Genomic DNA, 14317 nt, shown 5'->3' on the forward strand with positions numbered 1-14317 from the left:
AAATCGCGCCTATCATATCCAAGATTCGCCATCAGCTTAAGGCCCAGGGCTCAAATGAAACGATCTGCTTTCTTTATCTCCGACGGCACCGGCATCACAGCCGAAACATTGGGTCAGAGCCTGCTCGCGCAGTTCGAAAACATTACCTTCGCCAAATTCACGCGGCCTTACATAGACAGCGTGGATAAAGCGCGGGCCATGGTACAACAAATCAATCTGGCGGCTGAAAAAGACGGTTTTCGCCCGATCATTTTCGACACCATCGTCAATCAAGACATTCGTGAGATCCTGGCAACCTCCAATGGTTTCATGATCGACATCTTCTCTACGTTCCTGGCGCCATTGGAACAGGAGCTGAGTGAACATTCCTCCTACTCCGTGGGCAAGTCCCATTCCATTGGCCACAACTCCAACTATATGGAGCGTATCGAGGCGGTGAACTTCGCCCTCGACAACGATGACGGCGCCCGCACCCACTACTATGACAAGGCTGACCTGATCCTGGTGGGCGTGTCTCGCTGCGGCAAGACCCCGACCTGCCTGTACATGGCCATGCAATTCGGTATCCGCGCAGCCAACTACCCGCTCACCGAAGACGACATGGAGCACCTGACGCTGCCTGCCGCCCTGCGTGCGCATTCGCACAAGCTGTTCGGCCTCACCATCGACCCGGACCGTCTTACCGCCATCCGCAACGAGCGCAAGCCCAACAGCCGCTACTCCAGCTATGCCCAGTGCGAGTTCGAGGTGCGCGAAGTGGAAAATCTATTCCGTCGCGAGAATATTGCGCACATCAATTCCACGCATTTTTCGGTGGAAGAGATTTCGGCGAAGATTCTGGTGGAAAAAGGTGTGGAGCGCCGCTTCAAATAGTGGGTGCCTGCACGGGCGCCATCGCAGGCAAGCCAGCTCCCACAAGGGAATGCATTCCAAATGGGGGAGATTCTGGTGGAGACCTGAACTGGCCCCAGCAAGCCAGCTCCCACAGGGGAATGCATTCCAAATGTGGGAGCTGGCTTGCCTGCGATGAACGATAACGCGGTAAACCTGCCTACAGCTGAAACCTGTCACCGCCCTGCCCCAGCGCGGTGGCCAGCGCATCAAAGCCCTCACGCAGCAACTGATCATCGCCTGACGTATTACAAATACTCGCCCGAATAAACTGCGGCACCGCCGTCTGCCCTACGGCAAATGCCTCAGCGGTGGCGATCAGGTAATTATTCTGCTTGAGCTCCGCCTCGATTTCCGACGCACGCCAGGGCTCCGGCACTTCAATCCAGAAGTGCGGGCTGTTGAGGTGAGTGCGGTATTCCAGCCCCACCAGCAGATCACGCACCAGAGCCTTGCGCCGGCTGATTTCGTTGATTTGCTGGCGCAGCAGGTATTCCGCCGTGCCGTTTTCGATCCATTGCGTCGCCAGCTCCAGCGTCACCGGCGTAGCCATCCAGCAGGTCGAGCGCAAGGCCGCCGAAATCCGGCTGACCAATGCCGGTGGCGCATGCACATACCCCACCCGCAGCCCGGCAGACACCGCCTTGCTCAGGCTGCTGATCAAAATCGTACGCTCGGGCGCGAAAAAGCTCAGCGGTGGCGGGCGATCTTCCACCAACACGCCGTGGGCTTCGTCTTCCAGAATCAACAGATTATGCTCGCGGCACACCTTGGCCAGCGCTTCCCGGCGTGCGACCGACAGCACGGCCGTGGTCGGGTTCTGGATCGTCGGGGTGCAGTACAGCGCCGAAACCCGGTGATTACGACAGACTTCATCCAGCGCACCCGGCAGCACGCCTTCGTCATCCATCTCCAGGCCGATCAGCCGTACACCGAGCATACGTGCGGCGGTGATAAGCCCTGGGTAAGTCAGTTGCTCAGTGACCACCGTATCCCCCGCCCGCAGCAACGCCATCATGGCGCAGAGCAGGCCATGCTGGCCGCCGTTGACGCAGATGACCTGCTCGGGAATCGGATGAAAATCGCTCTGCACCAGCCATTGCGCACCGGCCTCGCGGTAGCGCGGCAAACCGGCATCCGGCGTATAGGCGCTGATGTCCTGGAGGAATTTGGCGTTGGTCGACAAGGTTTGGAAGCTCTGGGCCAGAAACACCGTCTCTTGCCCGGGAATGTGCATATTGCGGCTCATGTCGAAGTACTGGCGCGGCTCTTCGCTGACGTTACGAAAGCCTTCATCACGCTGGCGCTCCATCCCACGCTTGCGCACGAAGGTGCCGTCACCGACACGCGCCACCACTAACCCCAGGCGTTCCAGCTCGCCGTAGGCTCGGCTGATGGTGCCGATGGTCACGCCAAGGTTATCGGAAAGAACCCGATGGGGCGGCAGTTTGCGCCCCGGCTCAATCAAGCCTTCAAGGATGCCCCGCTCCATCACATCGGACAGGCGTTTGTACTTGACGCCCTGACCGCTGGACAACCCCTCACGCATAATTGACACCATGTCAATATTTGTTTTGACAGCCATCATTCGCCCTAATAGTGTGCTTTTACGGGTTCAATCACCGGATGAAACAACTTAATACACAGTCAATATAGAGTTCAATTCCGGCTCAGGGAAGCAATAAACGATGCCAATGTCCGCCGTTCTTGAAAACACTACAAAAACAAAAAATCAGAAACAGTGGTTGGCCGGTCTGGTCACCAGCGTGATGTTTCTCATCGTGTGCCTGAGTTGGGGCACCACCTGGCTGGGCATCAAAATCGCCGTCGAAAGCGTGCCGCCGCTGACGTCCGCCGGGCTGCGCTTTCTGATCGCATTCCCGCTGTTCCTGTGTTTTGCCCTGGTGCGCCGCGAGCCGATCCTGTTCCCGCGCGAAAGCCGCTGGTTCTTCGTATTTGTGACCCTGTCGTACTTCAGCGTTCCCTATTACTTGCTCAACTACGGCGAGATGCATGTGTCGTCCGGCCTCACCGCGCTGCTGTTCAGCTGCATGCCGGTGTTCATCCTGATTTTTTCCGCGCTGTTTTTGCGCGAGCGCATCTACTTTTCCCAGGTGGTCGGCATCGGCATCGGTTTCGGCAGCCTCTACATGATCATCAAGAGCCAGGGCCTGCACCTGGACCACGCCGAATTCTTCGGCGTGCTGGCAATTCTGACCGCCGCGATCATGCATGCCTTGTGCTACGTCATCACCAAGCAAAAAGGCAGCGCCATCAGCGTGATTACCTACAACACATTGCCCATCGGCATCGCCGGGTTGATGCTGTTCGTGGCCGGCCTGTGGTTTGAAACACCGACGTTCGAAAACATCACCCTGCGTTCATGGAGTGCCTTGTTCTACTTGGGATTGGTCGCGTCGGTGGGCGGGTTTATCGTGTACTTCATGTTGCTCAAACGTTTGAGCCCGATCATTTTGTCATTCGTGTTCATCATCTTCCCGGTGTTCGCGGTGATCATCGGCGCCTGGTACGAGGGCGTGGAAATTTCCCGTGACCTGATGCTGTACTCGGCCATCCTGCTGGCCGGCTTTGCGATCACCAAGTTGCCAGTTGAAAAACTCCTGGCCAAGAAAAATTGACCCTTAAACCACAACTACAACAACGCGAGAGAAACATGGAAGTCCTCCGCCCCACCGCTCTGGAACAGATCTATGCCCATGCCAGCCGCAGCTACCCGGAAGAATGCTGCGGTTTTGTCTTCGCCGATGGCAGTGTGTACCTGGGCAACAATATCCAGAATGAGCTGCACCACAAGAACCCCGAGATGTACCCGCGCAGCGCGGCCAATGGCTATACCTTTTCGGTGGCCGACACCCTGCTGATGAACAAGGCGTTTCGCAGCGACAACCCGGTGGTGGTGATCTACCACTCCCACCCGGACGTCGGCGCCTATTTCAGTGATGAAGACCAGGACAAGGCACTGTTCCTGGGTGAGCCGATCCACCCCGTCAGCTACCTGGTGGTGGACGTGCGCCAGGGCCAGGCCCTGGGCTCAAAGCTGTTTGCCTGGGATGGCAAGCAATTCGCCCTTAAACCCTTCAACGACCTGCACACGGAGTTGTCCATGAACGCTGTCTCTTTCCCCGATATTCTGGTTCGCGTGGCCAAGCTGCCGGAATCGACCCTTGAGGGCACTGGATCGACATTGCGCGAAGTCATTGAAAACCTCTGCAGCAGCCACCCACAACTGCGCACGCACCTGTTTCATGAAAAGAACAACCAGCTCAAGGAACACTTCCTGTTCACCGCCGAGGAAGAACTGATCGGCGCCGATGAGCAGTTGCCGAAAAAAGCCAGGATCGAAGTGCTGCTGGCCACCTCCGGTGGCATGGACGTGGAGCAACTGAGCAACGAAGAAGTGCAGCGCTACGTACGCCACATCACCCTGCCCGGCGTCGGCAGGGAAGGCCAGTTGAACCTGAAAAAAGCCAAGGTATTGATCATCGGCACCGGCGGCCTGGGTTCGCCCATCAGCCTGTACCTCGCGGCAGCCGGCATCGGCACCCTGGGCCTGGTGGATTTCGATGTGGTCGAGAGCAGCAACCTGCAACGCCAGATCGTGCATGGCAACAGCACCCTGGGCATGCCCAAGGTCGAGTCGGCCAAGCGGCGGCTGCAAGACCTCAACAGCCATATCCAGATCAATGCCCACGACACTGCACTCAACGCCGACAATGCGTTGGAGCTGGTCGGCGCTTATGACCTGGTGATCGACGGCACTGACAACTTCGACACCCGCTACCTGGTCAACGATGCCTGCGTGCAACTGGGCAAGCCGTTGGTGTACGGCGCCATCTACCGCTTCGATGGGCAGATCAGCGTGCTCAACTACAAAGGCGGGCCGTGCTACCGCTGCCTGTTTCCTTCAGCACCGCCGGCCGAGTTGGCACCCAATTGCAGCGCCGGTGGCGTGATCGGTGTGCTGCCGGGTGTGGTCGGGATGATCCAGGCCACCGAAGCGATTAAATTACTCATCGGCATCGGCGAACCGCTGTCGGGCCGCCTGATGCGCTTCGACGCGCTGGCCATGAAGTTCAGCGAGATCCGCTTCAAACGCCGTGCCGACTGCCCATGCTGCTCAGACCTGCGCCACAGCGAAAGCGTCGCGCCAGCCGTTTGCGCGGACGCCCTCCCGAGCCAGCCCGCGCTGGCCGAGGAGCGCTACATCAAACCACGCGTGCTCAAGCAACTGCTCGAACACCCACGCAGCGCCGACGTGCTGCTGGATGTGCGCGACGCCAGCGAGCTGGAGGTGTGCAAATTGCCGGGCGTGGTGCATATCCCCCTGGCCGAACTGGATGGGCAGTTGGACAGCCTCAGCCGCGACAATACCCATTACCTGATCTGCTACGCCGGAACCCGCGCCGAGCAAGCGGCCGGCACCCTGCTGGCCGCCGGCTTCGCCAATACCAAAGTCCTGCAGGGCGGCATGAAACATTGGGTTCGCGACGTCGAACCCGACATGCCTTTGTACTGATCCGGGGGCTGAGCGATGTTGCATAACTCCATTCTCGACGTGATCGGCCATACGCCGATCGTGCGCCTGGCGCAGTTTTCCGAAGACCTCGGCATCGAGGTCTACGCCAAGCTCGAATCCCTCAACCCTGGCGGCAGCCACAAGGCGCGTATTGCCCTGGGCATGATCCTCGACGCAGAACGCCGAGGCGTGCTGATACGCAACTGCGGGCAAACCATCATCGAGCCCAGCGGCGGCAATACCGGCATTGGCCTGGTGATGGCCGGCAATGTGCTGGGCTACAAAGTGGTGCTGGTGATCCCTGACAACTACAGCCCCGAAAAACAGAAACTGCTGCGTTTATACGGCGCCAAGGTGGTGCTGTCGGACAGCCGTCTGGGCAACAACTCCCACGGCGAAAAGTGCATGGAACTGCAGTTGGAAAACCCCAACTTCGTGATGCTCAACCAGCAGCGTAATGGCGCCAACCCGCAGACTCACCGCGACACCACCGCACCGGAAATCCTCCGCGCGTTCGGCGAGCAGCGGGTGGACTACTTCGTCAGCGGCATCGGCACCGGTGGCCATATCACCGGCATCGGCGAAACCCTCAAGGCAGCCTGGCCCGCGATGCGCATCATGGGTGTGGAACCGGAAGAGTGCGACCTGCTCAAGGACCAGCACGCGCCGCACCATATTCAGGGCCTGTCGATCGGCTTGATCCCGAGCATTCTTAACGTGGGTGTACTGGACGGCATGCTCAAGGTCTCACGCCTGGCGTGCCTCGACATGATGAAACGCATCATGCGCACCGACGCCATCAGCTTGGGTTTGTCTTCGGCCGCCAACATGGTTGCCATTGCCCAACTCGCTCCCGAACTCCCGCCTGAAACGGTGGTGTTGACCATGGTCTACGACAATGCCGATAGCTACCTGCCCAATTTCGAATAATCGGTTTTTCAACCATCCAGACTGTGGGGGTGCCTCCATGGGGGGCTTTATCGACATGCAACAGCTGCACGATGAGTTGCTCACTCACCTCATCCAGACCCTGACGCCTGCGCAGATGAAGCAGTTGGAGCCGCATTTGGCGCCATTGATCCAGAATGCCGCCCAGGCCGTGGCAGAGGACTTGATTGCCTATGCCTATCGCGACCCTGCGTCCCGTGGGCGTGGCGAACTGATCCTGGAATCCTACGCGTCGTTCAAGGCGGTGCTGTTCTACCGGTTGGCACACTTGGTGTGGAATTTTCCCGACCCGGCCAACGGTGTGTTTTCACGCATGGCTCTCAAGCTCAGCAACCAGGGCAAAATCCTCTCCGGCGCCGAAATCCACCCCGCAGCCCGCATTGGCCGGCGCTTTGTGCTGGATCACGGCTTCGGCACCGTGATCGGCGAAACCTGCGAGATCGGTAATGATTGCTACATCCTCTGCGGCGTGACCCTCGGGGCCCGAGGCATTGCCAACAACCCGGACGGCAAACGCCACCCGCGCCTGGGCAATAACGTCGAGGTAGGCTCCGGCGCCCGTGTGCTGGGCTATGTGCTGATTGGCGACAACGTGTTTATCAGCCCTTCGTGTGTGATCACCCAGGATGTGCCGGCGGGCACCAAGGTCAAGGTGGTCAACCAGATCCAATTACAAAAGAATGCCGAATCGGATCACAGCAATTACCTGGGGGCTTTCGCGCTGGATGAGCGTTTGCACGTGGTCGGCGAAGTCAGCGCCAGCCACAAGGTCACGGTGCTGGATGCCGACTTTCACCCTTTGCAGGGGCTGCTGCTGGAGCCCACGGTGAAGGAGCGCCATCATTTGCAGTTTCGTCTGCGTCGCCTGGATACCGGCGACCATCTGCCACGCTTGCCGCTGAACCTGAAAGTCTGTGGCCCCGAATTTGAGATCACCCTGCTCTCCCCGCCTGGCTTGAGCGCAATGGTGCGTCACCTGCTGCAAGCCAGCCCACTGATCGTCGGAGGTTGAACATGTCCGTGCATACCATGGAAACCCTGGCGCTGTTTGACAGCGCGCCCTACCAGAACGCCTTCAGCGCCCGGGTGATTGCCGTCAGTGAACAGGGCATTGCCCTGGAACACACGCTGTTCTACCCCACCGGCGGTGGGCAACCGGGCGACACCGGGCACCTGACCCTGGCCGACGGTACGCGGGTCAATGTGACCGGCACCGTGCGCGACCCGGTGTTGCGCTCGATCATCTGGCACCAGGTTGAACACTGCCCCGAGCAATTGGCGGCGGGCGTGCAGGTGGATGCCGGCCTGGATTGGGAACGGCGCTACCAGCACATGAAGATGCACACCTGCCTGCACCTGCTGTGCTCGATCATTGATGCGCCCGTCACCGGCTGCAGCATCAGCGCAGACAAAGGCCGCCTGGATTTCGATTTACCGGAAATGACCCTCGACAAGGACAGCATCACCCGCGACCTTAATGCCTTGATCGAACAAGCCCATGCCGTGAAGACCCTGTCGATGCCCGCCTCGGAATACTCGACCCTGCTGCAGATCACCCGCACCCAGGCGGTGGCGCCACCGGTCATCCAGGGCTCGGTGCGGGTAATAGAAATCGCCGGGATCGATATCCAGCCGTGCGGTGGCACCCACGTGATCAATACCGAAGAAATCGGCCGGGTGTTCTGCGAAAAAATCGAGAAGAAGAGCAAGCATAACCGCCGGGTGATCCTGCGGTTTGAGGGCTAAAGTACGCGAGTCGGCCAAGCGTGGGCGCTGGAGACCCACGCTTGCCGAAGTGAAGCCAAGCCTTACTGCTTCGCCTCATCAAGGTGCTTTTTCAACACTTGAACCTGTTCCTCAAGCAATGAAATTTGTGTGCTGTAGTAGGACTTCATCTCAGCAATACCCGCTTCGATATTAGCGTTGTCCACCCTGAATTGATCAGCGGTGGGCAGTGCCTGCGTGGGTGACTCGTTGGTCGGATCTGCCGGCTCATCGCTGGTGGTCATAATGGACTTATCCGCTGGCGCCGTTGGCGCCTGGGTTTCAGGTTTGGTCATCGTCTTGACCTGCTCAGTCATACTTTTAAGCTCCTTGCCCAACGCTTCAAAGGCCTCTTTCATCCGCTGCATGAGCTCGCCGATATCATCGCGCAACTGCGTATTTAGCTTGAGCGCCTCCTCAAGCTCTTGATCCTGGGCAACTTCAGTTGTCCGAGCGTCTTGAATAACCTGCTTAACCGACTCTTGAGGTGTTTGAGGCAGTTCTACGGGGGCCTCGTCGGTGTCTTTGCATGGAGCACTCAGTTGCTCACGCAGTTCGACAATATCGTTTTTAAGATTGACGATTTTCTCCTGGCACTCGGTGATAAACGCCTTGAAGTCGATCAGGAGCTGGTTATTTTTACCCAACAACTCCAGGGTCTCAGCCTGTGGGCCGACCTTATGCAATTGCGGCTGGTTAACGAGGGTGTTGTGGCTCGAAAACTGACCGCGTTGCTCTGCCGTCACGGGCGGCCGAGGAGCTGCAGCATCGCCCTGTGTGTCGACACCCGTTGAGGTATCGGCCATGTTTTTCTGACGAAGGGGCTGCGAATATTGCGACGCCTCGTAGCCCGTTGGGTAGTTCGTTTGTGGCCGGGTATTTACGCTATTCATAGGGTGCTTTCTCAAATCCAGACAGTGCTGAGTTGTGGGTTGGCAGAGACTTGCTGCGGCAAGTGATCTGACCCATTGATTGGCATTTATCTGAAAGCGGTTCCCGGGATACAGGATGTGTGGGTAGCTAATTATGTCGGCAGCTCAATCAGTCTTTTCCTGAAGGTTGATCAACGCAGGCAAAACCGGTGCCCAAGCCGCAGTTCGTACAGGAAACTGACAGCAAATTTATGTGCTTGTAACATTCAGAAACGTACAATCCCGCCAGCAATGCATCGTTGCCCCTGACTCACGAAAACAGCGCCCGTCCTCCTCGGTGGGTCATTCGTGCAGCAGCTAAGCTCACTCCCATTACGCCCCTGAACCTGAACGCTGCAGGACTGAATGCCTATGAACAAAGTGTTCCGCGATTACCTGCCGGCATCCACCCTGCGCTTACTGCCCAACCGCTGGGACCTGGTCGCGCTGCCGCTGGTGATCGGCTTTCTGCTGTTTTTCTCCCTTACTGCGCGGGAAACCTGGGCGCCTATCGCCACGTTGCAAAGTGAAGTCATCTCCCTCGACCCGGCCAACCTGCCGGAATACGCGATGCGCACCACGATGCGCATGCTCGCGGCCATGGTCGCGGCGCTGGTTTTTACCCTGCTGTACGGCACCCTGGCCGCCAAAAGCCGACGTGCTGAAAAGCTGCTGGTGCCGGTGCTCGATATCCTGCAATCGGTGCCAGTGCTCGGCTACATCTCATTCACGGTGACGTTCTTCCTGCTGCTGTTCCCTGGACGCGTGCTCGGTGCCGAGCTCGCGGCGATCTTTGCGATCTTCACCAGCCAGGCCTGGAACATGACGTTCAGCTTCTATCAGTCGCTGCGCATGCTGCCCCACGATTTGGTAGAAGTGTCGACCAACCTGCGGCTTTCCGGCTGGCAGAAATTCTGGAAGCTCGATGTGCCGTTCGCCATGCCGGGGCTGGTGTGGAACATGATGATGAGCATGTCCGGCGGCTGGTTCTTCGTGGTCGCCTCCGAAGCCATCACCGTCGGCGACAAGACCATCACCCTGCCGGGCGTAGGTTCGTACCTGGCCTTGGCGATCGCCCAGAAAGACCTGCACGCCGTGGGTTACGTGATTTTGGCGATGATTGTGGTGATCCTGCTGTACGACCAGTTGCTGTTCCGCCCGTTGGTGGCCTGGGCTGACAAGTTCCGCATGGAAACCACCGCGTCCCAGGGCGCTGCGCCACAATCCTGGCTGCTGAACCTGATCCAGCGCACGCGCATCGTGCAACGCAGTCTGCGCCCTATTACCCGCACCTTCAGCCGGATCGGCAACAAACGCTTCAGCCTGGCGGGCGGTGCGCTCAAGGCGTTGCCGGCAGAAACACCGGCGGCGTCAAAAGTGATCGACTGGGTGTGGGGCACGTTGATTGCGTTGCTGGCCGCGTATGCGCTGTACCACATCGTGCAATACGTCGGCACCGAAGTGACCTTCGCCGAAGTCGGCCACGTGTTTGTACTGGGCCTGATCACCTTGCTACGCGTGGCCGGGCTGATTCTGATCGCCTCGCTGATCTGGGTGCCTTTAGGCGTAATGATCGGCTTGCGCCCTGCACTGGCGGAAAAAATCCAGCCGCTGGCACAGTTTCTCGCGGCTTTCCCGGCGAACCTGCTGTTCCCGGTGTTTGTGATCGTGATCCTGCACTACAACCTCAACCCGGATATCTGGCTGAGCCCGCTGATCGTGCTGGGCACCCAGTGGTACATCCTGTTCAACGTGATTGCCGGCGCCAGTGCCTTCCCCAATGACTTCAAGGAAGCCGCCGCCAACTTCCGCATCCGTGGCTGGCTGTGGTGGCGCAAGGTGATGCTGCCGGGGATCTTCCCCTATTACGTCACCGGCGCCATTACCGCCTCGGGCGGTGCCTGGAACGCCAGCATCGTGTCCGAGTACGTGTCCTGGGGCCAGGACAATGTGGTCGCCCATGGGCTGGGCGCCTACATCGCGCAAACCACCGCGGCCGGCGACTTCCCGAAAATTGCCCTGGGCGTGGTGGTGATGTCGATCTTCGTGGTGGCGTTCAACCGCGCAGTCTGGCGGCCGATGTACGCCATCGCTGAAAACAAACTTCGTCTGAATTGATGGGATTCGCCGTGATGACTACCTACACCGAAAACACTGCCGATACCCCGCAAATCTACTCGCTGAAAAACGTCAACCGGGTGTTCGGTAAAGGTAAAGACGAGCTGCAAGTGCTCAGCGGCGTCGACCTGAGCCTGCACGAAGGTGAGATCGTCGGCATGCTTGGCCGTTCCGGCTCGGGTAAATCCACCTTGCTGCGCATTATCGCCGGGCTGATCCAGCCATCCTCCGGCGAAGTCCGCTACAACGGCGCGCCGCTCAACGGCCCGGCCGAAGGTGTGGCCATGGTGTTCCAGACCTTTGCCCTGTTCCCCTGGCTTACCGTGCTGGAAAACGTCGAAGCCGGCCTGCAAGCCTTGCAAGTCGAGCGCAAGGAAACCCGCCGGCGCGCCTTGGCCGCCATCGACTTGATCGGCCTCGACGGGTTTGAAAACGCTTACCCGCGCGAACTCTCCGGCGGCATGCGCCAGCGCGTGGGGTTTGCCCGTGGCCTGGTGGTCAACCCGACGCTGTTGCTGATGGACGAGCCCTTCTCGGCCCTTGACGTGCTCACCGCCGAGACGTTGCGCACTGACTTGCTCGACCTGTGGAGCGGCAAACAGCTGCCGATCAAGTCGATCCTGATCGTGACCCACAACATCGAAGAAGCGGTGCTGATGTGCGACCGTATTCTGGTGCTGTCATCCAACCCCGGCCGCGTGGTCGCCGAGATCAAGGTGCCGTTCGCGCACCCGCGCAACCGCCTGGACCCTACGTTCCGGCAAATGGTCGACGACATCTACGCACTGATGACCGACCGACGCAGCGCCGATGCCAGCCGTGGCATACCCGAGCTGAAAATGGGCAGCCTGCTGCCGGAGGTATCCACCAACCTGATGGCCGGCCTGATCGAAACCCTGGCCGCCGAGCCTTACAACGGCCACGCCGGCTTACCGACCGTGGCCGAACGGCGCTTGCTGGAAGTCGATGACCTGTTCCCGGTGGCCGAGATGCTCGAGCATTTGGGTTTCGCTGAACTCAAGGGCGCGGACATCACCCTCACCGACGCCGGCAAGCTGTTCGCCGACTACGGCACGCAAGAGCGCAAAACCCTGTTCGCCGAGCACTTGATCAAACACGTGCCTCTGGCCGCGCGGATTCATCAGGTATTGCTTGAACGCAGCGGGCACCGTGCGCCACGGGTGCGTTTTGAGCAGGAGCTGGAAGACTCGATGACCGAAGCCTTTGTGGAGAAAACCCTGGAAAGCGTGGTGGCGTGGGGGCGTTATGCGGAGATTTTCTCCTATGACGACCATACCGAGACATTCAGCCTGGATGATGTGGAAGGCAGTATGTAATGGACCTAATGGGAGCTGGCTTTTGTGGGAGCTGGCTTGCCTGCGATGCAGGCGACTCGGTGTTTCTGAAGTACCGAGGTGATGCTATCGCAGGCAAGCCAGCTCCCACACAAGCTAGCTCCCCCGTTAGTTTTTTGGTGTTTGTCAGATCACAAACAGGTCCACAAACCGATTCACCGGCGTAGCCTCAAGCCGCGCCTGATCCTTGCACAACGCAAAAATCTCGCCACTGCGCTGCGCGGTAAACCGCGTGGCCAGGTTGGCTTTGAACTTGTCCTCCAGCAATGGAATGCCATCCACCCGACGGCGGCGATGCCCAATCGGGTATTCCACCGCGACTTGTTCAGTGTGGGTGCCATCCTTGAAAAACACCTGCACGGCATTGGCGATAGAGCGCTTGTCGGCCTCCAGGTATTCGCGGCTGTAGCGCAAGTCCTCAACGACCTCCATCTTTTCGCGCAGCTCATCGATGATCGGGTGCGCCGCGTGGAATTCATCCTCGTACTGCTCGGCCACCAGATTACCGAACGCCAACGGCACCGCAGTCATGTACTGCAGGCAGTGGTCGCGGTCGGCAGCGTTGGCCAGTTTCCCGACCTTGGAAATGATGCGAATCGCCGACTCGTGGGTGGTGATCACGATGCGTTCGATTTCATGCAGACGATCCTTGACCAACGGGTGCAAGGTCACCGCCGCTTCACAGGCTGTTTGCGCGTGAAACTCGGCCGGGAAGCTGATCTTGAACAGCACGTTTTCCATCACATAGGTGCCATAAGGCTGGGACAGGCTGAACGCACGCTTGTCCTCTGGCTTGAGCGCCAGGTCTTTATTGGTGTGGCTGAACAGCACGTCATAAAAACCCCATTGCGGCGCGCTCAGCACACCGGGGATGCCCATCTCGCCGCGCAGCGCGATATCCGCCAGGCGTACGCCACGGCTCGATGCATCCCCGGCCGCCCAGGATTTGCGCGAGCCGGCATTCGGCGCATGGCGATAGGTGCGCAGCGCCTGCCCATCGACAAACGCATGGGACAACGCCGACAGCAGCTGTTCACGGTTGGCGCCCATCAGCTTGGCGGTGACCGCCGTGGAGGCGACTTTCACCAGCAACACATGGTCGAGGCCGACGCGGTTGAAGGAATTTTCCAGGGCAATCACGCCCTGGATTTCGTGGGCCATGATCATCGATTCCAGCACCGCACGCACCGTCAGTGGCGCATCCCCATTCGCCACGCGTTTCTGCGACAGGTGATCGGCCACGGCGAGGATGCCGCCGAGGTTATCCGAAGGGTGGCCCCATTCGGCGGCGAGCCAAGTGTCGTTGTAGTCGAGCCAGCGCACGATGCAGCCGATATCCCAGGCGGCTTTGACCGGGTCCAGACGCAATGAAGTGCCCGGCACACGCGCGCCGAACGGCACGACGGTGCCTTCCACCAGCGGCCCCAGGTGCTTGGTGCACTCGGGGAAGCGCAGGGCCAGCAGGCCGCAACCGAGGGTGTCCATCAGGCAATTGCGTGCAGTGTCCAACGCGTCGCGGGAATCGATGCGGTAATTGAGGACGTAGTCGGCAATGTCCTGCAGGACCTGGTCGTAGTCGGGGCGGTTATTCTGGTCGACGTTGGCGCTCATGGCAGTACTCCAAAGTGGGTTGGGGTTAGTCCTCGGGCTTACGGTTATTGGAAAGCAGATCTTGGGTGTCTGCCTTGAAATAGAGAATCACCTGTGGGAGCCGGGCTTGCCCGCGATGGCATCACCTCGGTTCATCTGAAACACAGAGGTGATGCCATCGCAGGCAAGCCAGCTCCCACACA

11 protein-coding genes are annotated in these 14317 nt (G+C 59.3%); 8 read left to right on the forward strand and 3 right to left on the reverse strand.

The features are described 5' to 3' along the window. The first annotated feature begins 54 nt into the window (after nt 1-54). Nucleotides 55-873: a pyruvate, water dikinase regulatory protein gene (locus HU759_RS22680; RefSeq protein ID WP_003193298.1), complete on the forward strand. Its 819-nt coding sequence runs from the start codon at nt 55-57 to the stop codon at nt 871-873. A 178-nt stretch (nt 874-1051) separates the two neighbouring features. On the opposite strand, the gene HU759_RS22685 is transcribed toward HU759_RS22680, so the two are convergent. Further along, entirely contained in the window at nt 1052-2476 is a 1425-nt protein-coding gene (locus HU759_RS22685) for a PLP-dependent aminotransferase family protein (protein WP_186617536.1), read from the reverse strand. A gap of 160 nt (nt 2477-2636) precedes the next feature. On the opposite strand from HU759_RS22685, the gene HU759_RS22690 reads away from it, so the two are divergent. Genes HU759_RS22690 through HU759_RS22710 form a run of 5 tightly spaced genes read left to right on the forward strand, consistent with a single transcriptional unit; the run spans nt 2637 to nt 8122 of the window. Beyond that, complete coding sequence (locus HU759_RS22690; protein WP_017134754.1) at nt 2637-3530, forward strand: EamA family transporter; 894 nt, start codon at nt 2637-2639, stop codon at nt 3528-3530. 35 nt (nt 3531-3565) lie between these two features. Beyond that, the gene (gene moeB / locus HU759_RS22695; RefSeq protein ID WP_186617534.1) at nt 3566-5428 is read left to right on the forward strand and encodes a molybdopterin-synthase adenylyltransferase MoeB; all 1863 of its coding nucleotides are present in this window, start codon (nt 3566-3568) and stop codon (nt 5426-5428) included. Between the two features lie 15 nt (nt 5429-5443). Continuing rightward, on the forward strand, nt 5444-6358 hold the full coding sequence (locus tag HU759_RS22700) for a cysteine synthase family protein (RefSeq protein WP_017134752.1): 915 nt from the start codon (nt 5444-5446) through the stop codon (nt 6356-6358). A gap of 37 nt (nt 6359-6395) precedes the next feature. Further along, the gene (locus HU759_RS22705) at nt 6396-7388 is read left to right on the forward strand and encodes a serine O-acetyltransferase (protein WP_017134751.1); all 993 of its coding nucleotides are present in this window, start codon (nt 6396-6398) and stop codon (nt 7386-7388) included. A gap of 2 nt (nt 7389-7390) precedes the next feature. Continuing rightward, a complete protein-coding gene (locus HU759_RS22710) occupies nt 7391-8122 on the forward strand; it encodes an alanyl-tRNA editing protein (RefSeq protein WP_099548796.1) in 732 nt (243 codons plus the stop codon). Nucleotides 8123-8184: 62 nt separating this feature from the next. Here the strand turns inward: HU759_RS22710 and HU759_RS22715 are convergent, their stop codons facing one another. Continuing rightward, complete coding sequence (locus tag HU759_RS22715) at nt 8185-9033, reverse strand: hypothetical protein (protein ID WP_186617532.1); 849 nt, start codon at nt 9031-9033, stop codon at nt 8185-8187. 390 nt (nt 9034-9423) lie between these two features. Here HU759_RS22715 and HU759_RS22720 point away from each other — a divergent pair, with 390 nt between their 5' ends. Next, entirely contained in the window at nt 9424-11169 is a 1746-nt protein-coding gene (locus HU759_RS22720) for an ABC transporter permease subunit (RefSeq protein ID WP_099548794.1), read from the forward strand. A gap of 14 nt (nt 11170-11183) precedes the next feature. Beyond that, a complete protein-coding gene (locus HU759_RS22725) occupies nt 11184-12506 on the forward strand; it encodes a nitrate/sulfonate/bicarbonate ABC transporter ATP-binding protein (RefSeq protein WP_017134747.1) in 1323 nt (440 codons plus the stop codon). 144 nt (nt 12507-12650) lie between these two features. Here the strand turns inward: HU759_RS22725 and prpD are convergent, their stop codons facing one another. Continuing rightward, complete coding sequence (gene prpD / locus HU759_RS22730) at nt 12651-14135, reverse strand: 2-methylcitrate dehydratase (protein ID WP_186617531.1); 1485 nt, start codon at nt 14133-14135, stop codon at nt 12651-12653. Between the last annotated feature and the right edge of the window lie 182 nt (nt 14136-14317).

It is taken from the genome of Pseudomonas sp. OE 28.3 (assembly GCF_014268205.2).
GTDB lineage: Bacteria > Pseudomonadota > Gammaproteobacteria > Pseudomonadales > Pseudomonadaceae > Aquipseudomonas > Aquipseudomonas edaphica.